The sequence below is a fragment of the Viridibacillus sp. NPDC093762 genome (assembly GCF_050279675.1).
Classification (GTDB): Bacteria; Bacillota; Bacilli; order Bacillales_A; family Planococcaceae; genus Viridibacillus.
This window is the reverse complement of sequence record NZ_JBNNUK010000008.1, coordinates 59492-81926: the sequence shown is the minus strand read 5'-3', so window position 1 is coordinate 81926 and position 22435 is coordinate 59492. Positions and strand designations below refer to the sequence as shown.

The 22435-nt window shown below is 36.4% G+C and carries 25 protein-coding genes and 1 riboswitch; of the genes, 19 read left to right on the top strand and 6 right to left on the bottom strand.

Annotated features, from left to right (window positions below; all coding sequences use genetic code 11):
* Nucleotides 1–39 precede the first annotated feature (39 nt).
* From tenA to thiW, 5 genes are read left to right on the top strand one after another with little or no spacing between them, the layout of a single operon-like run.
* A complete protein-coding gene (gene tenA, locus ACQKM9_RS11965) occupies nucleotides 40–729 on the top strand; it encodes a thiaminase II (protein WP_427734567.1) in 690 nt (229 codons plus the stop codon).
* Nucleotides 729–1538, top strand: a complete 810-nt coding sequence (thiM, locus tag ACQKM9_RS11960) for a hydroxyethylthiazole kinase (protein WP_427734566.1) — start codon at nucleotides 729–731, stop codon at nucleotides 1536–1538. The genes tenA and thiM overlap by 1 nt, the downstream gene beginning before the upstream one ends.
* Nucleotides 1535–2368, top strand: coding sequence for a bifunctional hydroxymethylpyrimidine kinase/phosphomethylpyrimidine kinase (thiD, locus tag ACQKM9_RS11955; protein WP_427734565.1), 834 nt, complete (start codon nucleotides 1535–1537; stop codon nucleotides 2366–2368). Before thiM ends, thiD begins: the two co-directional genes overlap by 4 nt.
* Nucleotides 2361–3014, top strand: a complete 654-nt coding sequence (gene thiE / locus ACQKM9_RS11950) for a thiamine phosphate synthase (RefSeq protein ID WP_427734564.1) — start codon at nucleotides 2361–2363, stop codon at nucleotides 3012–3014. Before thiD ends, thiE begins: the two co-directional genes overlap by 8 nt.
* Nucleotides 3011–3502 carry an energy coupling factor transporter S component ThiW gene (gene thiW / locus ACQKM9_RS11945; protein ID WP_427734563.1) on the top strand — a complete coding sequence of 164 codons (492 nt, stop codon included), beginning with the start codon at nucleotides 3011–3013 and terminating at the stop codon, nucleotides 3500–3502. Before thiE ends, thiW begins: the two co-directional genes overlap by 4 nt.
* 56 nt (nucleotides 3503–3558) lie before the next feature.
* Here the strand turns inward: thiW and ACQKM9_RS11940 are convergent, their stop codons facing one another.
* Both ACQKM9_RS11940 and ACQKM9_RS11935 read right to left on the bottom strand, forming a co-directional pair.
* Nucleotides 3559–4485 (bottom strand): 1,4-dihydroxy-2-naphthoate polyprenyltransferase, encoded by a 927-nt coding sequence (locus tag ACQKM9_RS11940; protein WP_427734562.1) that lies wholly within the window; start codon nucleotides 4483–4485, stop codon nucleotides 3559–3561.
* 178 nt (nucleotides 4486–4663) lie between these two features.
* The gene (locus ACQKM9_RS11935) at nucleotides 4664–5266 is read right to left on the bottom strand and encodes a nitroreductase family protein (RefSeq protein ID WP_427734561.1); all 603 of its coding nucleotides are present in this window, start codon (nucleotides 5264–5266) and stop codon (nucleotides 4664–4666) included.
* A gap of 124 nt (nucleotides 5267–5390) precedes the next feature.
* On the opposite strand from ACQKM9_RS11935, the gene ACQKM9_RS11930 reads away from it, so the two are divergent.
* Together ACQKM9_RS11930 and asnB are read left to right on the top strand one after the other, a co-directional pair.
* Nucleotides 5391–5735, top strand: coding sequence for a winged helix-turn-helix transcriptional regulator (locus ACQKM9_RS11930; RefSeq protein ID WP_427734560.1), 345 nt, complete (start codon nucleotides 5391–5393; stop codon nucleotides 5733–5735).
* Nucleotides 5736–5801: 66 nt separating this feature from the next.
* Entirely contained in the window at nucleotides 5802–7637 is a 1836-nt protein-coding gene (asnB, locus tag ACQKM9_RS11925) for an asparagine synthase (glutamine-hydrolyzing) (RefSeq protein WP_427734559.1), read from the top strand.
* A gap of 13 nt (nucleotides 7638–7650) precedes the next feature.
* Here the strand turns inward: asnB and ACQKM9_RS11920 are convergent, their stop codons facing one another.
* Nucleotides 7651–8370, bottom strand: coding sequence for an alpha/beta fold hydrolase (locus tag ACQKM9_RS11920; protein ID WP_427734558.1), 720 nt, complete (start codon nucleotides 8368–8370; stop codon nucleotides 7651–7653).
* A 303-nt stretch (nucleotides 8371–8673) separates the two neighbouring features.
* Here ACQKM9_RS11920 and ACQKM9_RS11915 point away from each other — a divergent pair, with 303 nt between their 5' ends.
* The 5 genes from ACQKM9_RS11915 (at nucleotide 8674) to ACQKM9_RS11895 (ending at nucleotide 11249) form a co-directional block, all read left to right on the top strand.
* Complete coding sequence (locus ACQKM9_RS11915) at nucleotides 8674–9429, top strand: DUF2087 domain-containing protein (RefSeq protein ID WP_427734557.1); 756 nt, start codon at nucleotides 8674–8676, stop codon at nucleotides 9427–9429.
* Nucleotides 9430–9448: 19 nt separating this feature from the next.
* Complete coding sequence (locus ACQKM9_RS11910; protein ID WP_427734556.1) at nucleotides 9449–9796, top strand: GIY-YIG nuclease family protein; 348 nt, start codon at nucleotides 9449–9451, stop codon at nucleotides 9794–9796.
* Nucleotides 9797–9850: 54 nt separating this feature from the next.
* A riboswitch (guanidine-I (ykkC/yxkD leader) is annotated at nucleotides 9851–9950 on the top strand.
* A gap of 58 nt (nucleotides 9951–10008) precedes the next feature.
* Nucleotides 10009–10344 (top strand): DMT family transporter, encoded by a 336-nt coding sequence (locus tag ACQKM9_RS11905; RefSeq protein WP_427734555.1) that lies wholly within the window; start codon nucleotides 10009–10011, stop codon nucleotides 10342–10344.
* Complete coding sequence (locus ACQKM9_RS11900) at nucleotides 10344–10658, top strand: DMT family transporter (protein ID WP_427734554.1); 315 nt, start codon at nucleotides 10344–10346, stop codon at nucleotides 10656–10658. Before ACQKM9_RS11905 ends, ACQKM9_RS11900 begins: the two co-directional genes overlap by 1 nt.
* Nucleotides 10659–10745: 87 nt before the next feature.
* On the top strand, nucleotides 10746–11249 hold the full coding sequence (locus ACQKM9_RS11895) for an N-acetyltransferase family protein (protein WP_427734553.1): 504 nt from the start codon (nucleotides 10746–10748) through the stop codon (nucleotides 11247–11249).
* Between the two features lie 45 nt (nucleotides 11250–11294).
* Here the strand turns inward: ACQKM9_RS11895 and ACQKM9_RS11890 are convergent, their stop codons facing one another.
* Nucleotides 11295–12053 carry an SDR family oxidoreductase gene (locus ACQKM9_RS11890; protein ID WP_427734552.1) on the bottom strand — a complete coding sequence of 253 codons (759 nt, stop codon included), beginning with the start codon at nucleotides 12051–12053 and terminating at the stop codon, nucleotides 11295–11297.
* A gap of 180 nt (nucleotides 12054–12233) precedes the next feature.
* On the opposite strand from ACQKM9_RS11890, the gene ACQKM9_RS11885 reads away from it, so the two are divergent.
* Together ACQKM9_RS11885 and ACQKM9_RS11880 are read left to right on the top strand one after the other, a co-directional pair.
* On the top strand, nucleotides 12234–12851 hold the full coding sequence (locus ACQKM9_RS11885; RefSeq protein ID WP_427734551.1) for a TetR/AcrR family transcriptional regulator: 618 nt from the start codon (nucleotides 12234–12236) through the stop codon (nucleotides 12849–12851).
* Between the two features lie 22 nt (nucleotides 12852–12873).
* Entirely contained in the window at nucleotides 12874–13311 is a 438-nt protein-coding gene (locus tag ACQKM9_RS11880) for a GNAT family N-acetyltransferase (protein WP_427734550.1), read from the top strand.
* Nucleotides 13312–13352: 41 nt separating this feature from the next.
* Here the strand turns inward: ACQKM9_RS11880 and ACQKM9_RS11875 are convergent, their stop codons facing one another.
* Nucleotides 13353–14237, bottom strand: a complete 885-nt coding sequence (locus tag ACQKM9_RS11875) for a DMT family transporter (RefSeq protein ID WP_427734549.1) — start codon at nucleotides 14235–14237, stop codon at nucleotides 13353–13355.
* Between the two features lie 264 nt (nucleotides 14238–14501).
* On the opposite strand from ACQKM9_RS11875, the gene ACQKM9_RS11870 reads away from it, so the two are divergent.
* The gene (locus ACQKM9_RS11870) at nucleotides 14502–16145 is read left to right on the top strand and encodes a pyridoxal phosphate-dependent decarboxylase family protein (protein ID WP_427734548.1); all 1644 of its coding nucleotides are present in this window, start codon (nucleotides 14502–14504) and stop codon (nucleotides 16143–16145) included.
* A complete protein-coding gene (locus tag ACQKM9_RS11865) occupies nucleotides 16129–17826 on the top strand; it encodes a methyl-accepting chemotaxis protein (RefSeq protein ID WP_427734547.1) in 1698 nt (565 codons plus the stop codon). Before ACQKM9_RS11870 ends, ACQKM9_RS11865 begins: the two co-directional genes overlap by 17 nt.
* A gap of 69 nt (nucleotides 17827–17895) precedes the next feature.
* Here the strand turns inward: ACQKM9_RS11865 and ACQKM9_RS11860 are convergent, their stop codons facing one another.
* Nucleotides 17896–18678 (bottom strand): tyrosine-protein phosphatase, encoded by a 783-nt coding sequence (locus ACQKM9_RS11860; protein WP_427734546.1) that lies wholly within the window; start codon nucleotides 18676–18678, stop codon nucleotides 17896–17898.
* Nucleotides 18679–18938: 260 nt separating this feature from the next.
* Here ACQKM9_RS11860 and ACQKM9_RS11855 point away from each other — a divergent pair, with 260 nt between their 5' ends.
* From ACQKM9_RS11855 to ACQKM9_RS11845, 3 genes are all read left to right on the top strand, one after another.
* Nucleotides 18939–20624 (top strand): methyl-accepting chemotaxis protein, encoded by a 1686-nt coding sequence (locus ACQKM9_RS11855; protein ID WP_427734545.1) that lies wholly within the window; start codon nucleotides 18939–18941, stop codon nucleotides 20622–20624.
* Between the two features lie 142 nt (nucleotides 20625–20766).
* Complete coding sequence (locus ACQKM9_RS11850) at nucleotides 20767–21186, top strand: MarR family winged helix-turn-helix transcriptional regulator (RefSeq protein WP_427734544.1); 420 nt, start codon at nucleotides 20767–20769, stop codon at nucleotides 21184–21186.
* A gap of 16 nt (nucleotides 21187–21202) precedes the next feature.
* Nucleotides 21203–22399 carry an MFS transporter gene (locus tag ACQKM9_RS11845; RefSeq protein ID WP_427734543.1) on the top strand — a complete coding sequence of 399 codons (1197 nt, stop codon included), beginning with the start codon at nucleotides 21203–21205 and terminating at the stop codon, nucleotides 22397–22399.
* The last annotated feature ends 36 nt before the right edge of the window (nucleotides 22400–22435 follow it).

Genomic DNA, 22435 nt, shown 5'->3' with positions numbered 1-22435 from the left:
TTTTGTTTTCAAAAACAAATGAACTTGGGGTGCATAAAGATGACATTTTGTGAAGAAGTAAGACAAGAGTGTAATGATTTATGGGAAGGTAGCTTTCAACATCCGTTTGTAAAATCATTAGCAGCAGGTACTTTACCACTCGATATTTTCCAATATTACGTACAACAAGATGCTTATTATTTAACCCACTTTGCAAAGGTGCAAGCACTAGGAGCAGTAAAGGCAAATGATTTACATACTACACAACGTTTTGCCAAACATGCTGAATCAACTTGTATTGCTGAATTGTCACTTCATGAACAATTTTTTACTATGTTGGAAATTACAGATGAAGAGTTTGCTGCATTTGAGCCCGCACCGACAGCATATGAATATGTATCTCATATGTATCGCGCTACAAACAATGGTGATTTAGCTGATACTCTCGCTGCAATACTTCCTTGTTACTGGCTTTACTATGAAATTGGCGACCGCCTAAAAGATTCAAAACCTAATCACCCTATTTATGATAAATGGATTCAAACATATGGCTCTGAGTGGTTCGGAGAATTAGTAGAAGAACAAATTAATCGCATGAATGACCTTGCCAAAGACTTACCCCCTGCACGTATTCAACAACTAAAAGAACATTTCCGTAAAAGTAGTTATTATGAATGGCATTTCTGGGAAATGGCTTGGACGAAACAACAATGGACAATTGGACATTACGAAAAGGAGCTGACTAAATAATGGATCAACAACCTTTCCTTGAAAAGTTACGTGGCGAAAAACCGCTAGTCCATAATATTGCCAATATCGTTGTTGCCAATTTCCAAGCTAATGGTCTCCTCGCACTAGGTGCTTCTCCTATGATGGCGGAGGGAATCGAGGAAGTAGCTGAAATGGCTGCTCTTGCAGACTGTACAGTTCTTAACATTGGTACACTCGATCAAGGAACTGTTTTATCCATTATTGAGGCAGGTAAAAGTGCCAATAAAAAAGGTATTCCTGTTGTTCTTGACCCAGTTGGCGTAGGTGCTAGTGTGTTTCGTAAGAAATCCGTGACAACCATTTTAAAGGAAGTCCAAGTTACGGCTATCCGCTGTAATGTAGGTGAACTTGCTACACTCGGTAATATCGAATGGCAATCAAGGGGAGCTGATGCTGGTGAAGGTCAAATAGATGTACAACTAACTGCTAAACAAGTTGCTAAACGGCTTAACTGTATTGTTGCAGTCACTGGGTTTGAGGATACCGTAACCGATGGCCAAACGACAATTCAAATTGATGGTGGGCATGACTTAATGCCACTAATTACAGGCTCCGGGTGCTTGCTTAGTGCGGTGACAGGTGCATTTCTTGCTGTTTCAGATGGCCATCATTTGCAAGCAACAGCTAATGCTCTATCATTTTACAAACAAGTTGGAGAAAGAGCTGCAAAAACAGCCATTGCTCCAGGCACTTTTGCAGTTGAAATGATTAACAGTTTATATTCTCTTACTTCAGAAGATTTACGTGACAATATGAAAATTGTAGAAAAAGAGGATATTCAAATATGACAAATGTTGCTATGACAATCGCAGGTTCTGATAGTGGTGGTGGAGCAGGTATTCAAGCAGATTTAAAAACATTTCAAGAACTTGGTACATTTGGTACATCTGCAATCACAGCAGTGACTTCACAAAATACACTAGGTGTTCACGACGTTTATGCCGTAGAAGTGAACAATGTAGTCAGCCAAATCAAAGCTGTCCTTGATGACTTCCAAGTAGGAGCTATTAAAACAGGGATGCTTTTTTCAGCAGAAATCATCCACGGAGTAGCTGAAACATTAAAAAGTTATGATCTACCAATGCTCGTTATTGATCCAGTCATGATTGCAAAAGGTGGTGCATCACTTCTATTAAATGAAGCTGTACACTCGATGAAAACTGAGCTACTACCACTTGCAACCATTATTACACCTAATATTCCTGAAGCTGAAGTACTCACAGGATTAACGATTCACTCAGATAGTGATGTAGAGAATGCTGCAAATCGGCTAATTACAATGGGCGCTCAAGCCGTTGTCTTAAAAGGTGGGCACCGCGATACAAAAGATTATGCAGAGGATTTATTTTTATCAGCAAAAGGTGAACGATTCATCATGCGTTCTGAAAGAATCAGCACGAAAGATACACATGGTACAGGCTGTACATTCTCAGCAGCTATTGCAGCTCGTTTGGCACAAGGTTTTACTGCTTCAGATGCCGTAATTGATGCGAAACATTTTATCCAAGCCGCTATAAAGAATGGACTACAATTGGGTGCTGGCCATGGACCTACAAATCATTGGGCCTATCGTGAAATTTCAGAAAGGGCAAGAAAGGAAGTTATGATCATTGAATAGAGAACAACTTCAGTTATATTTCATTATGGGGAGTCAAAACATCGACGAACACGATCCACTCGTTGTTTTAGAAGAAGCTCTCCGTGGTGGCATTACCTTCTTTCAATTCAGAGAAAAAGGAGAAAATGCGCTCACCGGGGAAGATAAAATAAACTTTGCTAAATCATGCAAAGCCCTGTGTAAAAAATATAATGTACCTTTCATTATCAATGACGATGTAAATTTAGCAATCGCTCTAGATGCAGATGGTGTGCACGTCGGCCAAAATGACGCTAACGCAAATGCGGTCCGAGAAAAGATTGGTCTAGATAAAATTCTAGGTGTCTCTACCCATTCATTAACAGAGGTAACCGCTGCAATAAAGGCAGGAGCTGATTACGTAGGCATTGGTCCAGTCTACGCTACTACCTCTAAGTCAGACGCAAATTCCCCTGCTGGTACAACATTAATAGAACAAACAGCTGCTACGTATCCCTCTCTACCTATTGTTGGTATTGGTGGTATTACAATAAATAATTGTCAAACCGTGATCAGAGCAGGAGCAGATGGCGTTTCACTCATCTCTGCTATCACAACACATGAAGAACCATTTGTAGCCACACGACAACTACTTCATGTCTTACAACAGGTGGCGAAAATTTCATGACTTCACGCAAAACGACTATAGCCATGTTTGTCGCTATCGCCGTTGCAGGATCTGTTTTTGTATCATTTCCAGCAGGTATTGCACGTGCATATCCTGTTCAACATGCTGTAAATGTTCTAGCTGCTGTAATGCTAGGACCTGGCCCAGCTGTTCTTATTGCATTTCTTACTGGGCTTGTCCGAGTAATAACTGGCACCGGTTCCTTACTCGCCTTTCCCGGTGGTATGATTGGAGCTTTTTTAGCAGGTGTACTCTACAAACACTACGGTAAAGTCTGGCTAGCTGCTGTAGGAGAAACTATTGGTACTGGCATACTCGCTTCATTGGTTGCAGTACCCTATGCCAAAATTTTAATGGGCACTTCAGTTACTGCACTATTCTTTATGCCCGTTTTCCTTGTATCAAGTGTTAGCGGTGCTTTGCTTGGTTGCATTATCTCTGTTCGCCTAAAGGAAACAAAATTTGCTCATCAACTACAAAAACACTAAATATACCCACAAAAAAACTGTCCACAATCTCATTTGATTGTTAGACAGTTTTTCATTTAGGATAAGTAACTTAAAACTAGTCCAACCGACAATAAAAATCCAAAGAATGTATTCGTCAGTGCAGTGGATTTCATTGCAATCCCCTGTTTAGCTGGATCATTTACGCCCTCTTTAAAGGCCTTAATTGCCTGTATTGGTTTCGGAATACTTATTAATACAACAAGTAACCATGGACTAACCGTTCCAATAATAACAAGTACAATTATCCATAGATATGACACGATAAATGAAAGCGCTAGTAAATTCACAGCCTTTTCACGCCCTAAAAGGATTGCTAATGTTTTACGTCCTCCAATTGTATCTTCCTTAATGTCACGGATGTTGTTCGACATATTAATGCCTCCAACTAATATCCCAAGTGGAATTGACACCAAAAGACTTGTCATACTAACCGTTCCTGCTTGTATAAAGTATGAAATTAATACAAATCCAATTCCCATACTAAGACCTGCAAACAACTCCCCAAACGGTGTATACGCAATCGGGAAAGGTCCACCGGTATATAAATAACCGATTGCCATTCCTACCGCACCTATTGCTACAAGCCACCAACTACTATTCATACAAATAAAAATCCCAAGTACAACAGCAACTCCATATAACGATAGTGCAAAAGCTAGTACTGTAGAAGGTTTAGTACCATGACGGACAAGTGCACCACCAATACCTACAGAATCAGCTGTATCTAATCCACGTTTGAAATCATAGTATTCATTGAATAAATTTGTTGCAATTTGTAGTGCTAAACAGCACACAAGCATTGCTACAAATAATAGCCAGTCTATTCTTACATCAAACACAGCAAGTACTGTCCCAAGAATGACTGGTACGAATGTCGCCGTTAATGTATGCGGACGAGTAAGTTGCCACATCAACTTCGCTGTACTAATCTCTTCTATATTTTGATTACGATTTTGACTCATAATCGACTTCCTTTCATATTAAACTACAACTACTCTATATTAACTGATTTTCAGATATCGCGCCAAAGGAGAAATTTCTAATCAATTAAGTAGAATTTTTATAGATTACTTGATTCGCATAAACGACAAAAAAAGCTACTCCTAAGTCATACTTAAGAGTAGCTTTAATATCCATAACTTATTTAAAGACTTTCACTCTGTCTTCAACAGGAGAAAATTGTTTTTCTCCAGCTGCAACAACCGGTTTACCGAAAGGCATTTCAGCTAGTAATTTCCAGTCTAAAGGAATATTCCACTCACTTTTCACTGCATCATCAATTAATGGGTTGTAATGCTGTAATGAGGCACCAAAACCTTCTTGTTCAAGTGCAGTCCATACTACATATTGCACCATACCTGATGATTGTAAAGACCAAATTGGAAAGTTACCCGCATATGAAGGGAATTTTTCTTGCAAGCCCTTTACAATTGATTGGTCTTCAAAAAATAGCACAGTACCATAGCCAGCACCGAACATGTTCATTTTTTCTTCAGTCGGCGCGAAATCATCAGCAGGTACAACTTGGCGTAAAGTTTCGGTTGTAATGCTCCATAATTTTGAATGTTGCTCACCTAACAAAACAACTGCACGTGCTGTTTGAGAGTTAAAAGAAGATGGTGTATGTTTTACTGCATGTTCAACGATTTCTTGAATACGTTCATCAGATACGATGGCTTCATTATTAATTACATATACGCTACGACGTTCCTCTACAGCTGTTGCAAAATCTTTTTTAGTCATTATAAATCCTCCAATTAATGTATATTTCTTAACTAAAATCAATTATGATATATCTAGTTACGAATTGTAAGTAGGCACATTAATTAAACATAGTATAAAAAAAGATACTAATGGGAGGTTACGCATGTTAAAGGGACAAAAAAACCCGAGTCAATGCCAAATGGTTGTTGCATTAAACATGATTGTCGGCAAATGGAAACCTATTATTTTAGATCACTTATTACATGGAGAAGCACTTAGATTTAATGAATTAAAAAAACTCATTCCGGATATCACTCAACGAATGCTCACAATGCATCTACGCGAATTAGAAGAACACGACATCCTAACACGTACTGTATATCCACAAGTACCTCCAAAAGTAGAATACCAAATCACCGAATATGGCATGACACTACGGCCTATTTTAACAACTATGCAAAAGTGGGGCGCCAAGCATATTGAGCATATGAAAGAAAAAGAACAATAACCTGCGAACATCCTCCGCCCAGTTCGCATACACTAGGTAACGACTAGAAGCAGAGGATGTGAAATGATGTGTGGTATCACAGGATGGGTAAATTTCAAAAAGGATTTACGGTTGCAACAAAATGTTTTACATACCATGACTAAAACATTAAAAAAACGTGGCCCAGATGCGGAAAATATTTGGACTGAAACACATGCAGCATTTGGACATCAAAGACTCATCGTCATCGATCCAAGTGGTGGCGAGCAACCAATGACCCGCTCAAAAGGCGGCACTAACTACACAATGGCCTATAATGGAGAACTCTATAATACAGACGAATTGCGTCGTGAATTGCAAAAGCGCGGCTACCACTTTTCATCTAATTCTGATACTGAAGTTTTACTAATAAGCTATATTGAATGGCAGGAACAATGTGTCGATCATCTAAATGGAATTTTCGCCTTTGCTATTTGGGATAATATTTCTGAAAAGCTCTTCATTGCACGAGATCGACTTGGCGTAAAGCCACTATTCTATACAGAACAAAATAGCGGCTTATTATTTGGTTCTGAAATAAAAGCTATACTTGCACACCCAGATATTCAACCAATCATTAAACACGAAGGACTCGCTGATGTTTTTAGTCTGGGACCTTCTCGTACTCCAGGCAAAGGAATATTCAACAATATACATGAATTACGCCCTGCTCACGCACTTACATTTACAAAAAACGGTCTTCGTATTTGGCGATACTGGAATGTTAAAAGCTCAGAGCATACAGATTCCTTTGAACAGACAGTGACCAATGTACGTGACCTTGTGACAGATGCAGTGGAGCGACAACTCGTTTCCGATGTACCCCTTTGTACTTTCTTATCAGGAGGATTAGATTCCAGTATTATTACAGCAATTGCAGCAAATAAATATAAAAAAGATGGTAAAGAAGCTCTTCACACCTATTCCATCGATTACGAAGATAATGCTAAGTTTTTTGAATCGAATGATTTTCAAGTTTCCACAGATGCTTTCTGGATTCAAAAAATGACTGAAACGTTTAATACCGTACATCATTCAGAAGTAATTACACAACAAGAACTAATTGATTATTTGAAAGAAGCGGTACATGTACGTGATGTCCCAGGTATGGCTGATGTAGACTCATCCCTATTATGGTTTGCAAAAGTAGTTAAAAAAGACTTCACTGTTGGTTTGTCAGGTGAATGTGCCGATGAAATATTTGGAGGCTATCCTTGGTTTAAACAGTCTTTCTCCAGCTTCCCATGGATTCGATCAATTGATGAACGCGAATCTGTGCTACGCACCGAATGGCAGCAAAAACTCAATATCCCAGACTATATGCAAAATGCCTACGAAGAATCCATTGCCGAAACGCCTCGACTTGACGGAGAAGCACCACAAGACGCAAAACGACGAGAATTGTTCTATCTCAACATGATTTGGTTTATGACGACATTATTAGAGCGCAAGGACCGTATGAGTATGGGGGCAGGTCTTGAAGTGCGAGTTCCTTTTGCAGACCATCGCCTCGTAGAATATATATGGAATATTCCCTGGGAAATGAAATCAACAGGTAATATGGAAAAAGGACTTTTGCGAAAGGCAATGGAAGAGCTCTTGCCAAAAGAAGTGCTCTATCGACAAAAGAATCCATATCCAAAAACATATCACCCTGCTTATACAGCTGGTGTCCAACAATGGCTTAAAGAAATTCTCCAAGATAAAAACTCAATCCTACATGAATTCTTTGAACGGAAACGTCTAGATAGCCTCATAGAATCCGGTGGTACTTCATTTAAAGTCCCTTGGTTTGGACAATTAATGGCCGGTCCTCAGCTTCTCGCTTATTTAGCACAAATTCATACTTGGTTTGAAGATTATCAGATTCAGATTAAGGACTAAAAAAGGCGCTATTTTAGCGCCTTTTTTGTGTTTCCCTTAAAAATTGCTCCATCAAAATTGTATAAACTTCTGGCTGTTCATTATGAACTAGATGAGCTGCAAACGGAATTATTGCTGGATGAATATTGTCATTCTTTTGTGCATAGTTAATTGCGCCCTTCACTTCATTTACTTGACCTTCACCTGCTAAGTATAGGGTTGGGCAATTTAAATAAGCTAACTCTCTCGTTATTTCAAATGGATACCAATTCATATCACGAACCAAATCTAACATTTGAAACCAGTCAGATGTATGTATTGAGTTAAAGTAAGCTAAAGTTTCTTCATTTTGTAAAAGCTTTGATTGAAATGCAACATCCTGCTCATGCAACGATAACCAATTTTCTGGTTTTTCAGGAGTTATGCCCGAAATAATTAATGAGGACAACCTTTCTGGATATAACTTTGCAAAAACAGTCGCAACAATTGCACCCAGTGAAGCACCTACCAGGTGAACCCGACCTAATCCTAAGTGATCAAAAGTTTCTAATAGGTCTTTTGCTGATACATTAAAATAATTAGTAAAATCATTCGATGTGGATTGCCCATGACCTCTTAAATCAGGAGATATAACTTTATAATTCTTATTAAAAAATGCTTGTTGATATTCGAAATCTAATTTCCCTGTTTGCAAACCTGTATGTAAAAAAACAATAGTTTCTCCTTCACCGCTAACATTCGTATGCAATAGCATTTTATTTCACTCCCAAATCAAATTTTTAATGGTTCAACATGAATCGTTCATTTCTAATCAACACTTTATTTTAGAAGCTATTTACTCAAATATTAACGAAAAGCAACACACGCCTCGCCTTCCACATCTTCTCCATCTGCATTTTGAATCGTTTTAACATAATTATCCCTATCTATTCTCTTCATTATAACCAGATTGTTAATCATTGACAAAAAACAAACGATTAAGTATTATGTTTATAAATAAACAAACGTTTTATATCTAAGTTTAAAAATAGAAAACAAGAATTGAAGGTGTTTATGTATGGAGAACTCAGAACTATTTTGGAATGCATCAATCGATCAACTAAAAAAGGGCTATTCAGAAGATGCACATTGTTACACTTGTCTTCTTTGCGGCGAAAAAATAGAAAAGGGCATTATTTATCCTCAAAATGATGTACTTTATGAAGCAGAGAAATATATGCAAATGCACATTAAAGACACACATCAATCTGTTTTTGCATATTTAATCGGACTTAACAAAAAGATGACAGGTCTTACTGAGCATCAAAGCAATTTATTACGACTATTTTATGCAGGAAAGACAGATGCTGAAGTACAGGAAGAATTAGAAATCGGTAGTGCCTCTACAATCCGTCATCATCGATTTGCCTTAAAGGAAAAGGAACGCCAAGCGAAAACATTTTTAGTCATGATGGAGCTATTAAAGGAAAAAGATATGAATGCACCTACATTCGTACCTGTACACAAAACCGCTACGATGGTGGATGACCGTTATAATATCACCAATAATGAACAGGATGAAGTTTTAAATAAACTTTTCCCTGAAGGTACAAATGGACCTTTGTTACGCTTTCCGAAAAAGGAAAAACAAAAACTTATTATCCTACGCGAAATTACTAACCGCTTTGCTAGCGAAAGTACTTATACAGAAAAAGAAATTAATGCTATTCTCATGCCAATTCATGATGACTATGCTATGATTCGTCGTTATTTAATAGAATACGGCTTTTTAGATCGTAAAGCAGATGGCAGTGCATATTGGATTAAAAAATAAAGAAAGTAGGTAGCTCATAGTGGACCGTCAAAAAGAACTCAAACAAATTTATAAAGAAACTCCTATCCAATCAGGTGTTTATAAAATTACTAACACCACAAATAATAAAATCTATATCGGTAGTACAAATAATTTAAAGAGATTAAATGGTGTACAATTCATGCTTAAAATGAATAATCATACAAATAAAGCTCTACAAGCAGATTGGAACAAATTTGGTGAAGCTTCATTTGAAATTGAAATTCTTGAAATATTGAAGAAAAAAGAAGAAGGTTTCTTCGATGCGAAGAGAGAATTAGCAAATCTTGAAGAGCAATGGATAACTAAATTAGAACCATTTGGCGAACGCGGTTATCTTGATAAATAACCTTCTCACTTGAACTTTTCTCTCCTTTTTATTACAATATGGTTAACTTGATACAACAATGATTTCTAGGGTTCCGTAGTATGTTACTAGCCTGGTCCGAGAGAAATCTCATAGCCATATTGCTATGCCACGGAAGGATAAAAGCCTGGGAGACTACTGTTATTCAGTGTCTCCTGGGCTTTTTTTATCTAAAATTAGAAAGGATGAATGAAATGAATAAACATTGGTTAATTGTAATTGTTGCATCTGTTTTTGAAGTGTTATGGGTTGTCGGATTAAAACACTCATATGACGTTTGGACTTGGGGAGGTACTGTGTTTGCCATCGTCTTTACCTTTTATTTATTACTCGTAGCAGGACGTTATCTTCCTGTTGGCACGGTATATGCCGTTTTTGTAGGACTTGGTACTGCTGGCACTGTCATTACAGGCATTTTGTTTTTCGATGAGCCATTTAAAATCTCAAAAATTTTACTCATTATTTTATTGCTTGTCGGTGTAATGGGCTTGAAGATTGTCACAGATGATAAAAAGGAGGGTGCAGAATAATGGCTTGGATCGCGTTAATTGTAGCAGGATTTTGTGAGGTTTTCGGAGTAGCTATGATGAACAAATGGCAGCATGAAAAGAAAGCAACTATTATGTTAAGCCTAATCGCTGGCTTTACAATTAGTTTTTCTTGTCTCTCTTATGCTATGAACACAATTCCTATGGGTACTGCTTATGCTATTTGGACAGGAATCGGTGCCTCTGGTGGAGCATTAATTGGCATTTTCTTTTTTGGTGAATCAAAAGATTGGAAACGTATTGTTTTTATTACGATGGTGCTAAGTGCAGCAGTCGGACTAAAACTCGTATCTTAATTTATTTTCAGATAATTAAACCATTTCTATGCTTTATAGAATATAATATTTCCAAGCATTGAAATCTATTATAAATGAGGCAACCATATGGCAGAACAAGTCAAGATTGAAACAATGATGCCCACTGATTGGGACCAAGTTAGAGCTATTTTTATCGAAGGGATTGAAGGCGGTAATGCAACATTTCGCACCACTCCACCTACATGGGAGCAATGGGACGCTGGACATTTAGAAGAATGTCGTTTTGTCGCACGTGTGGATGGAGAAATCGTTGGATGGATTGCACTTAGCCCCTTTTCCAATAATATATTCCACAAGGGTGTGACAGAGGATAGCATTTATATTAGTAAGCGTGCTCAAGGATTGGGCGTTGGTACTAAGTTATTAAAAAAATGCATCGAAGAAAGTGAAAAGTGTGGTATTTGGACAATCCAGGCACAAATTTTCTCTGAGAATGCCTCTAGCATACATCTACATCGGAAATTCGGCTTCAAAGAGGTTGGTGTACGCGAACGCTTTGGTCAGTTAAATGGTATGTGGAGAGACGTTACCTTACTTGATAGAAGAAGTACCATTGTGGGTCAAGACTAAATAAGACACCGTTTCTATTAGGAAACGGTGTCTTATTTTTATATATTAGTAAGCAGTCCAACCTGCATCTGCAACAATTACTGTTCCATTAACAAAGCTAGAGTCATCAGATCCTAAGAATAATGCTACTTTTGCAATTTCATCCGGTTGACCAACTCGAGGGTTAATATTTAATCCTGACATTGCACGTCCTACACCAAATTCATTAATATTCGTCATTGAACTATTAATATTTGTTTCTACTGCTCCCGGTGCAATCGCATTACAGCGAATTCCATCATTTGCATACATGAACGCCGTATTTTTCGTGAAACCGACAACTGCATGTTTGGAAGCTGTATAAGCTGCTCCTGCACGAGTTCCGTTTAAGCCCCCTGCTGATGCGACATTCACGATTGTTCCCTTTTTCTTTTCTAAGAAAATAGGTAGAACTTTACGTGTCGCACGCATTACGCTCGTTGTATTAATAGCAAAAATTCTTTCCCATTGATTATCTTCAATATCAGCTGCTGCTTCGAAATTGTCCATAATTCCCGCATTATTTACTAGAATATCAACTGTTCCATAAAGATTCACTGTTGTATCGATTAAGTTCTGAATATCTTCTTCTTTAGCAACGTTTGCCACTACTGCTGTAGCTTCTCCACCATTAGCTTTGATTTCCGCTACCGTTACATCCGCAGCTTCTGCATTAATATCTGATACGATTACCTTTGCTCCCTCTTGTGCATATAAAGCAGCAATTGCTTTACCCATCCCTGAAGCAGCTCCTGTTACAACTGCAACCTGTCCTTGAAGTTTCATATAGACTTCCCCCTACTATTATAGTAATCAACAGATGTTTAATACACCTCATCCATTTATAGTATAATGTGGTTTAGATACGCCATTCAATCAGCAAATCATAGAACTTTTGTTGAATAACCAACAGTTGATTAGGTATTTGTTCATTAAGCCAAAATATTGAATAGCGGAGGCACGTTTATGTCTACAAAAAACACTATAGTTGATAAACGAATTATTAAATCTAAAATAGCGTTAAAAGAATCCTTGCTTTCTTTAATGCAAAATAAGGATTTCAAAGCTATCACTATAACTGATATTGTACAACTTGCAGATCTCAACCGCGGTACCTTCTATAAACATTACCAATATAAAGAAGAGCTATTGAATGAGATTATTGAGGATGTCGTGGCTGATTTAATTATTTCCTATCGTGAACCGTATAAACAAGTGAAAATTTTTGTAATTAGAGAACTCAATTCATCTGCTGTGAAAATTTTCGAACATGTTGAAAAACATGCAAGTTTCTACACGCTTATAGTTAAATCAAATGTTTTATATGGCTTTCAAAATAGAATTTGCATCGAGTTGAAAAGATTAGCACTAGAAGATCTTTCGAATATATACACTAACACTAACAATAAAATAGATAATAATTTACTTGCTAGTTATACTTCATATGCTATTTTAGGCATGATGATAGAATGGGTGAAGGAGGGGTTTCAACACTCATCCGCCTACATGGCAGAACAATTAATAGAGATTCTTAACACAGCACCTGTTAAAATAACTTATAGAACAAACTTAATTTCTGAATAGAAAAGTAGAGGAGCTGAATTATATGAAAACGCACAAAATCACAACACAAGAAGACTTACAAAAAGCATTTGATATTCGAGTTAAAGTATTTGTAGAGGAACAAAAAGTACCTGCTGAAGAGGAAATGGATCAATTCGATCATCTTGGAGGGGAATGCCATCATATTCTTGTTACAAATGATGAAGATCAAGCTGTTGGCACTGGCCGCATCCGCTTAGTTGAAGGTGTTGGCAAAATACAACGTGTCGCTATTCTTGAAGAATATCGTAACCTTGGATTAGGCCGAGTTATTATTCAGGCTTTAGAGGATATCTCTACAAAAGAATTAGGTGCTTCAAAAGTAAAATTGGATGGCCAAGTTCAAGCACAAGGTTTCTATGAAAAACTAGGCTATTACGTGGCATCTGATATTTTCCTAGATGCAGGTATTGAACATGTATTAATGATAAAAGAAGTTTAAGACTATAAAGAGCTGTCCCATATAACCTGGGACAGCTCTTTTTATACTTGTGACAATTCAGTAATCTGCTTACTTGGCTTAACTAACGTATAAATAATACCTGCGAAAATAAGTACTATTCCAGCAGTTTGTATCAAAGTAGGTCGGAAATCTAAAATCGCAATATCCAATAAAATTGCAATAACTGGATCAACAAAAACTAACGCAGACACCACAATTGTGGGCAACTTGCGTAAGCTATCAAAAAATAAATAATAAACAAAGCCAGTATGTATTAATCCTGTCCCTAAAATGTACATCCAATTTGAAGTTGTCAGTCCTTCAAATACCCCATAATCCATAAACGGTAATAAAATGACAATTCCAACCGCTGTCTGTACAAACGTCATTGCATAGGCACTTAAGTGAGTTATGCCCTTACCTACAAACATCGTTAATGCATAACAAACTGCAGACAACACGGCCCACACAAACCCTGAATTAAACAATGATTTAAAAGATGTAAACTGATCTAATCCGATAATAAAAATACTACCAAGGAAACATACAATAATCGCTAAGATCGCTTGAACTGTCATTTTTTCCTTTAAAAATAAACTCCCCAAAATCAACACAAAAATAGGCGCTAAATTATAAATCGTAATAGCAACTGAAATAGACATCTCTTGAAATGCTTTAAATAAAAACACCCAGTTTAATACTAAAAACACACCACAAATAAGTGTCTGCATTATTTCCTGACGTGACCACTGTTCTGTTTTATGACCGCCAGTAAAAAACCATATTCCTCCTAAAAAAAATGTCGCACAAATACAGCGGACGAATACTAGCTCCTCCGCTGGAATTCCTGTATTCACTGTAAAAAAGCCGATAGAGCCGAATAATGCCATCGCAATAGTCATCTTGAACATTGCTGCTATATTCATAACAATACAACCTTTCCTATATTTTTAATATTATGTTAATTATTTTATATCATAACATCTATCATACTCTTAACCTACCTTCAGTTATCAATAATTTCAAAACACTGAAAATTCTATATATAATTACTATTAAATATATTAAGTTGATTATTTATCCCTACTTAATAAACTTTGTTTTTAGTGTATTAAGAACTAATAATCATGTGCTATAATTATGCTTTATTGACTATTTTATTTAAAATTTAAATTAGAGGTGTTAAACAAATGCAGCAAATACAACAACTTTTCCCTAGTGAAGATGGGAATCTAGAACAACGTAAAGAGATTTTAAATTATATAGAAAAGATTTTCACATCACTTGACGAATTGAAAGACCCAGAAAAAAGCACACTAGGTCCCATGCAAGAAAGATCCGCTAATTTCTATAAAGAACTAATTGAAAACTATGAAGTTCCTGTTAAAGCAACTGGAATGGATAATGTAGTAAATGATTTAATCGAGTTAATGAAAGGCCATCCATACCATACAAGAAAGTTTGTAACAAACGTTCTACCAATGGCTAGTATTCCTGGCATCATCGGATTATTAACAACGACATTATTAAATGGTAATAATCTATGGGATGTTTACGGACCGGCTGCAGCTGAAAGTGAAGTAAAAGTTATTGGCATGATGTCAAAGCTTGTTGGTTATGATTTCACACAAAGCTGGGGTTATACAACTTGGGGAGGACAAGGGGCAGTATTTAGTGGATTACGTCTTGCAATTGCAAAACAATTCCCGCATGCAAAAGAAGAAGGTGTCCCTCGTAATTTATATTGCTTTGCTTCCGAAAATGCTCACTATAGTCTATTAAAATCTGCTGAAGCTGTTGGTATTGGTAGTAATAACCTTATTAGAGTTAAGGCAACTAGCGATCATTCGATGGATTTAAAAGACTTAGCAAACAAATTGGAAGAAGTTATTCATAAAGGCGGTATTCCTGTCTATATCGTTGCTACTACTGGAGCAACAGATAGTTTTGCGATTGATGATGTCAAAGCTATCAAAGACATCACTACTATAGTTGAAGCTAAATATGACTTGAAACCAATTCATATTCACGCTGACTCGGCATTGGGTGGATTCTATTCTTTCTTTAAATCTTATGATTTCAATACAAACCCACTTAAATTCGAAGACAATGTGGTTGCAAGCTTGCAAAGCATTAATGAGCGTATGCAACATATTTCTCTGGCTGATAGCTTGTGCTTTGACTTCCAGAAACTTGGACAAACACCTTACTTAACAAGCTTATTTTTAGTCAAAGAAGGGAAACACTTCGGATTACTTGATTTAGAAGACTTTGATACACCTTATGTTGGTAATAGAGGATATGGTAGTTATCATACAGGTTACACACTAGAATGCTCTCGTATGGGTAGCTCAATAGCTATTTATGCTGCTTTAACTGCTTTCGGTATTGAAGGTTATCAACAAATTTTAGCTAACTATGTCCGTGTAAACCTAGCTTTCAGAGATAAAATCCAAAAACAACTTCCTAATGTATCCGTTGTGAATGATTCAAATATTGGTCCGGTAACAGCATTCCGACTGTATCCAGAAGGATTAGATTGGACTCAAGAAAAAACAGGTACTTTTACATTAGAACAAGTACAAGCAATCAATAATTTAAATCAATCTCTATTTGAAATACTTGGTCATAATCGTGAAAATGTTTTCTTTGGTGATACAACGAAGGTTTGCACTATCCCGGTCATCAATTCAGTAGATATGATTCCTGTTGCAGCTGCAAAACTTTTTGCAATTTCACCTTATACAGAGATTCAACATTTAGATGAAATGGTAGCTTCTATATTAACTGCAATTCAAACTTTGGAGGATTCAAACGTTGAACTTGTTTACTAAATTCAGAAGCTCTATTATGTATAAATATGTATTTAGTTTTGTAATACCAATTGCAATTTTCTCAATCATTTTCAGCATTGCACTATACTTGTTCTCAACACATATTATTAATAACTATGTGATTGTACAATTTGAAAAAAGTCTTACTTTAATATCACAAGATATTATGTCAGATATAGACAAAGAACTTGTGATAAGCGCAGATAACAATAATGCTGAAAAATACAATGAATTACTTAACATTCTAAACAAAAAACAAAAAGCGTTTGGTGTTGAAAATATATATGCTCTTTCAAATTCAAATGGTAAAGAACATATCGTTGCTTTAAGTAATACAGATGATCATCAAACGGACTATACTTTCAATGAAAATATGATCAAGGCAGTCAATGATCAAAAAACTCAAACTAGTGAAATTTACAAAGATGAATTCGGGGTCCATAAATCAATATTTGTTCCGTTTATTGGTACAGATATTATTTTCGGAATTGATATGGATGCTTCCTTTATCTCTTCCCTAGAATCAACCGTACTAATGATTTCCATTGGTTTGACTCTTATCTTTATAGTACTTGGAGCACTCATCGCTTACGTCATAAGTAAACGGATTACGGCTCCAATCGTTTCTGTTGTAGGGTATGTAGAGGAAATTGCACAAGGTAATCTTACGTTGGAACGTTTAAAGACTAAAGGACAAGATGAGGTTGCACAATTGTCCGAAGGCGTTCAAAATATGGCAACCGATTTACGATCTTTAATCACTTCGATTGCAGAAAACGCTGAACAAGTCGCAGCTACTTCTGAGGAACTTACCGCTAGCTCTGAACAAACAAATGAATCGATTAAACAAATTACAGAATCGATGCAAGAGGTTGCAGCTGGTTCAGAAACTCAAACAAGCGCTGTAGAAGAAATGAATACGACCGTTGCAACGATTTCTACCAAAATGAATCAAATCGCTTCAAGCACTGTAGATGTTTCTGCAAAAGCTCAAGAGACTTCGGAAATTGCTAAAAGTGGAAATACCATTATCAATAGCGCTGTAGAGAAGATGAATACTACATATGATGCCATTCAAGCGACATCTGCCGTAGTAAATCGTCTAAGCGATAATACAAGGGAAATTGGTAATATCGTGACACTCATAACAGAAATTACAGATCAAACCAACTTGCTTGCTCTAAATGCTTCAATTGAAGCGGCTCGTGCAGGTGACCACGGTAAAGGTTTTGCTGTAGTTGCACAAGAAGTCCGTAAATTAGCTGAGCAATCTCGCGAAGCAGCAAATGAAATTAGAACTAGGATTGAAACAATCCAAACCGATTCATCAGACGCCTCTGAATCAATGGCTATCAGCCATGGCAACTTAAAAGAAAGTGCAACAACATTCGAAAATGCAGGCGAAGCTTTTGAGAACATTGTTACATCAGTAGATCAAGTAAATGCTCAAATGACTGAAGTGAATAACGCCATGGAGAATATGAATAAGGGTATTGAGGATATTGCCCAATCGATGGACCAGGTAAGCGTCATTTCTGTTGAAACATCTAGTAGCATTCAAAATGTAGCTGCTGCCTCAGAAGAACAATCTGCAAGTATTGAAGAGATCACCACCTCTTCAAATAATCTTGCTCAAATGGCCGAAACACTACACCGTGCCGTTCATAAATTTAAAATCTAATAATATTAAAACGCTCTATTGCCTTATTAAATTTCTGGTAATAGAGCGTTTTAAGTTTGCTTTATAAAATTATTCCAAACAATATTCTTGTATTGCCTTCCTTTTTTCCTCTGTCAGCCCAAATTCTTTTTCAAAAAATGTACTATAATTTCCATAACGCTTTTTAATGGCATCAAAAGAAGCTTGTAAATATCGCTCTTTAGCACTCATAATATCACCAAAATGATGTAATTGTTCTGAGTTTAAATGTTGCGATAACATAGGAATCATCGCATCTTGTACTGGCTTCATACAATCATTTGTTATTAAATAATCCTGCATTACAACGTCTTCATCTACACCTAAGACAAGTAAAATAAGTGCCCCACCCACACCTGTACGATCCTTCCCTACCGCACAATGATGTAATAATCCAAGATTTCCAGGATCCTGAATAATGTCCATTAAACGCTTATAGGATGGATTATCCAACGGTAAATGTCCATAGAGCTCCGTAAATACGTCCGCATTAACAGTTTGTAGAAACGCTCGATTATCCATTTCCTTCAAAGAAGAAGTCGGCATTTTAAAGCCTACGTCCCCTTTTGCAGGAATACGCTCATTATGTACATTTTCTAATTGAGGATCAGGCTTAGATTCTGCCTCTTTATCATCTCGATAATCGAAAACCGTTTTAATTCCTAAAGTTTTAAAAAGTTCATGATCAGCTGTAGTCATTTTATGTAACTCGCCCGAACGGTAAAACACTCCGTACTTCACTTTGCGACCATCTGCTGCAGGGTAGCCACCCATATCTCTGAAGTTCACAACTTGTTCAAACGGCAACACACGATTCCTATTATCTATAGACATAATATAACCCACTCTCTTTAATTTTCAGAATTTTCCATATACATTAGATTAGCATTTTTTAGAGTAAGAAGGAATATTTAAAGCCGATACTTCAAATCGATACTTTTAAAACGATAAAAGTATATGACAGTAAACTAATTACAATTTCCTACTAATCTCGCCATTTTGTATCTTTTAGACTAATATTTGTTGACTATTTATTGTTTTTCCATCAAAGTAATTATTATATTAAATCTAAAAAAGGGAGAAGGTTCCAAGATATGTCTGTCGGCAAAAAATTAAATATAGGATTCCTCAGTATTGTTGGTTTATTAGCTTTATTAATTGTTTTATCTTACTATCAATATTCTAAAATCCAATCACAGGTTGAAGAAGCCATTGATCACCGTTTTGTTCAAATAGAAATCGTAAAAGATATTCAATTTGGAATAGCAATGCAAGACTCTTCTTTGCGTTCTTATTTCATACAAGATATTGATGTAAGACTTGATAATTTACATACGTATCAAAACTTAGTAGACGATAAAATTGCTGAATTATCTCAGATAGTCCGTTCCGAAGAAATGAAAGGCTATTTAAAAGAAACCTCTAAATTTAACGATGATTTTAATATTGCAGTAGCAAGTGCATTGAAAGAATTTGATAATGGTAATAAAGACGCTGCAATCCAAATAGTTGATACAACTGCTACGAGCGCAAGTAAAGGTCTTCTAAAATCATCTAACAATATTATTCAGTACCAAAGTGAGAAGTTACAAATTACTGGTGATGGATTAAAAACTCTTCTTAAACAATCTCTATGGAGTTCAATAGCTGCTTTAATAGTTAGCTTAGCCCTAGCTGTATTTTTCATTAGCTTCATTAGAAAGTCGATAACAAAGCCATTAAAAGAAGTAGTTCAATCTGCTGAGATTATTGCTACGGGCGATTTATCTCAATCGGATATTACATACACATCTAAAGATGAGATTGGTACATTGGCAAACGTCTTCAACAATATGAAAATCAATTTACGAGGTCTCATCCATAATATTCAAACAAACAGTGAGCATCTCTCTGCTTCTTCACAGGAATTGTCAGCTAGTACTGAGGAAATTACTGCAGCTGGGAGTGAAGTAGCCATACGTATCCACCAAACTGCAGATATCGCTTCTATTTCTGCTTCGGCAGCGAAAGAAAGTGCTGTTGCAATGGACGAAACTGCAGCAGGTGTTCAGCGTATAGCTGAAGCAACACAAACATTACTTCAAAATACCGTTAATATGACTACGACTGCAAAAGATGGTGTAGAAACAATTGATGTGGCCCAAAATCAGATGCAAATCATCTCTAATTCAACTAATTTAATCGCTGAACTAACAGGAAAACTAAGCAAACAGTCAGAAGAAATTAGCGCCATTACGCATGTCATTACGGATATTACAGACCAAACAAATTTACTTGCACTTAATGCAGCAATCGAAGCAGCTCGTGCAGGCGAGCATGGTAAAGGCTTTGCCGTTGTAGCAGATGAGGTTCGTAAACTTGCAGAGGAGTCTAAAAAGTCAGCAATTCAAATCGTAACACTTACTGAAGAAATTCAAAGTGATACTAAAAACGTTGCTTCCGCTGTGAGTGAAGGTTTAACCTCTGTCAAAGATGGTGTTCGAGTTATTGGAGAAGCAGGAGTATCCTTCAAATCAATTTCTTCTGCTATTGAATCAATCACTGTCCAAGTGGAGGAAATTTCTGCTACATCAGAAGAAATTTCCGCTAGTGCTGAGGAGGTTTCCGCATCTGTTACTGAAATTGCAAGCGGATCCTCAGATTCATCGGATAATATAGCATTAATCTCTTCATCTATTGAAGAACAAACTACTTCGATGAACCAAGTTAACTCAGTTGCTGAAGATTTAAGTACAAATGCTCAAGAATTACAAAACATGATTCAAGAATTTAAAGTGTAAAACTATAAAAAGATGCCTAGGCCATAAAAAGTCTAGGCATCTTTTTTGTACTTTTTAAAACCATATCTAGACAAATGGTTAAAAAAGGTTTAGTATTTCAATAGTTACTTAACCTAACTAACTATACGGAGGGTATTTCGACATGCAACCACATCAAGCTTTTTTCCATGAATACCGAATGATGTACCGCCCTTTCATTAATAAATTGAACGTTTATTTGGCGAGCCATCAACTTTATAGCTCTCAATGGGCTATCCTACGATTACTCATTAACGAAAAATCACTTACTCTTGTTGAAATTTCTAATTCCTTGAATGTAGAAAAACCAACTACTACTAGAATGATTCAAAAATTAATCGAGCTTGGTTATGTAACTACCGTACCAGGTAAGGATAAACGTGAAAAAAAAGTACAGTTGACTTCATTTGGACACGATGTATGTAAAGATGTACAAGTAACAATTGAACAATTTCAACTTGATGCATTAGAGGGTGTAAGTGAAGACGAGCAAATAATCGTTAGTAAAGTACTCGAAACTGTACGAAATAATCTATTGAAATAGGAGATGCGAATGACGAATGTCTAAAGAAAAACTATGGACAAAAGATTTTATCATTGTTTCATTAATTAATTTTCTAATTACATTAATTTTTTTCATGTTAATGGTCACTATTGCATCATTTGCAAAATCAGAATTTAACGCCTCAACTAGCATGGCCGGTTTAGTATCTAGTATTTTCATTATCGGAACATTAATGGGTCGCCTAGTTACTGGTCGAATTATTGGCGACGTAGGAAGTAAAAAAACATTATTAATCGGACTAATTGCTTTTTCAGCCACTACCGCATTGTACTTCGTTGCATTTAATCTACCACTTTTACTAGCAAACCGTTTTCTTCACGGAGTCTCTGTTGGTATTGCAAGTACTGCAACAGGTACAATCATTGCCCAACTAATTCCTCCTACAAGACGTGGTGAAGGTATTGGTTATTACAGTATGAGCGCCATTATGGCAACAGCAGTAGGTCCATTTATTGGTATTTTACTCACTCAAATGTTCTCGAATTTCTATATGATTTTCTTGATCAATTTAGGATTATCTTTCATCTGCTTAGCTACTTTCTTACTAGTAAAAGTACCACAGCAAATAGCAACTAAATCTTCACAAATCGAAAAAGCTGCTACTCCAGGTTTTAAACTTTCAAACTTTATCGAAACGAAAGCAATTCCTATCTCATTCGTAGCTCTAGTCATCGGATTTAGTTATTCAGGAGTTATGTCGTTCTTATCATTTTATTCAGAGTCTATCAATCTAGTCACTGCAGGTAGTTACTTCTTCCTTGTTTATGCAATTGTTATATTACTCTCAAGACCATTTACTGGACGCTTAATGGATACTAAAGGTGCCAACATAATCGTCTACCCAAGTCTGATCATCTTTGCAGTTGGTATGACATTATTCAGTCAAGCAAGCTCAGGTATTATTCTGCTTTTAGCTGCCGCATTAATCGGTCTAGGTTATGGTAACTTTAATTCCATTGCCCAAGCACTTGCGATTAAAGTAACACCGAATCATCGATTAGGATTAGCAACATCCACTTATTTTATTTTTTACGACTTTGGTCTAGGTGTAGGTCCGTATTTACTTGGCTTCCTAGTACCTGTATTTGGCTATCGTCATCTATTTCTTTCAATGGTAATAGTCATCTTAATTTCAATTGTTCTGTATTATTTTCTACACGGTCGAAAAGATAAAGCTCTTTTACAAGCTTGATACAAAGAAAAGGTTTTGCCCCCACTTCAACGTTTG

What these genes read in the sequence shown, in the direction of transcription:
- ACQKM9_RS11940 (WP_427734562.1), bottom strand. Translation starts at nt 4,485, where the DNA reads ATGAGTCAAAATCGTAATCAAAATATAGAAGAGATTAGTACAGCGAAG.
- ACQKM9_RS11850 (WP_427734544.1), top strand. Translation starts at nt 20,767, where the DNA reads ATGCAACCACATCAAGCTTTTTTCCATGAATACCGAATGATGTACCGC.
- ACQKM9_RS11915 (WP_427734557.1), top strand. Translation starts at nt 8,674, where the DNA reads ATGGAGAACTCAGAACTATTTTGGAATGCATCAATCGATCAACTAAAA.
- ACQKM9_RS11935 (WP_427734561.1), bottom strand. Translation starts at nt 5,266, where the DNA reads ATGACTAAAAAAGATTTTGCAACAGCTGTAGAGGAACGTCGTAGCGTA.
- asnB (WP_427734559.1), top strand. Translation starts at nt 5,802, where the DNA reads ATGTGTGGTATCACAGGATGGGTAAATTTCAAAAAGGATTTACGGTTG.
- ACQKM9_RS11890 (WP_427734552.1), bottom strand. Translation starts at nt 12,053, where the DNA reads ATGAAACTTCAAGGACAGGTTGCAGTTGTAACAGGAGCTGCTTCAGGG.
- ACQKM9_RS11870 (WP_427734548.1), top strand. Translation starts at nt 14,502, where the DNA reads ATGCAGCAAATACAACAACTTTTCCCTAGTGAAGATGGGAATCTAGAA.
- ACQKM9_RS11885 (WP_427734551.1), top strand. Translation starts at nt 12,234, where the DNA reads ATGTCTACAAAAAACACTATAGTTGATAAACGAATTATTAAATCTAAA.
- ACQKM9_RS11855 (WP_427734545.1), top strand. Translation starts at nt 18,939, where the DNA reads ATGTCTGTCGGCAAAAAATTAAATATAGGATTCCTCAGTATTGTTGGT.
- ACQKM9_RS11860 (WP_427734546.1), bottom strand. Translation starts at nt 18,678, where the DNA reads ATGTCTATAGATAATAGGAATCGTGTGTTGCCGTTTGAACAAGTTGTG.
- ACQKM9_RS11900 (WP_427734554.1), top strand. Translation starts at nt 10,344, where the DNA reads ATGGCTTGGATCGCGTTAATTGTAGCAGGATTTTGTGAGGTTTTCGGA.
- thiD (WP_427734565.1), top strand. Translation starts at nt 1,535, where the DNA reads ATGACAAATGTTGCTATGACAATCGCAGGTTCTGATAGTGGTGGTGGA.
- ACQKM9_RS11905 (WP_427734555.1), top strand. Translation starts at nt 10,009, where the DNA reads ATGAATAAACATTGGTTAATTGTAATTGTTGCATCTGTTTTTGAAGTG.
- ACQKM9_RS11895 (WP_427734553.1), top strand. Translation starts at nt 10,746, where the DNA reads ATGGCAGAACAAGTCAAGATTGAAACAATGATGCCCACTGATTGGGAC.
- tenA (WP_427734567.1), top strand. Translation starts at nt 40, where the DNA reads ATGACATTTTGTGAAGAAGTAAGACAAGAGTGTAATGATTTATGGGAA.
- thiM (WP_427734566.1), top strand. Translation starts at nt 729, where the DNA reads ATGGATCAACAACCTTTCCTTGAAAAGTTACGTGGCGAAAAACCGCTA.
- ACQKM9_RS11930 (WP_427734560.1), top strand. Translation starts at nt 5,391, where the DNA reads ATGTTAAAGGGACAAAAAAACCCGAGTCAATGCCAAATGGTTGTTGCA.
- ACQKM9_RS11920 (WP_427734558.1), bottom strand. Translation starts at nt 8,370, where the DNA reads ATGCTATTGCATACGAATGTTAGCGGTGAAGGAGAAACTATTGTTTTT.
- ACQKM9_RS11880 (WP_427734550.1), top strand. Translation starts at nt 12,874, where the DNA reads ATGAAAACGCACAAAATCACAACACAAGAAGACTTACAAAAAGCATTT.
- ACQKM9_RS11875 (WP_427734549.1), bottom strand. Translation starts at nt 14,237, where the DNA reads ATGAATATAGCAGCAATGTTCAAGATGACTATTGCGATGGCATTATTC.
- thiW (WP_427734563.1), top strand. Translation starts at nt 3,011, where the DNA reads ATGACTTCACGCAAAACGACTATAGCCATGTTTGTCGCTATCGCCGTT.
- ACQKM9_RS11845 (WP_427734543.1), top strand. Translation starts at nt 21,203, where the DNA reads ATGTCTAAAGAAAAACTATGGACAAAAGATTTTATCATTGTTTCATTA.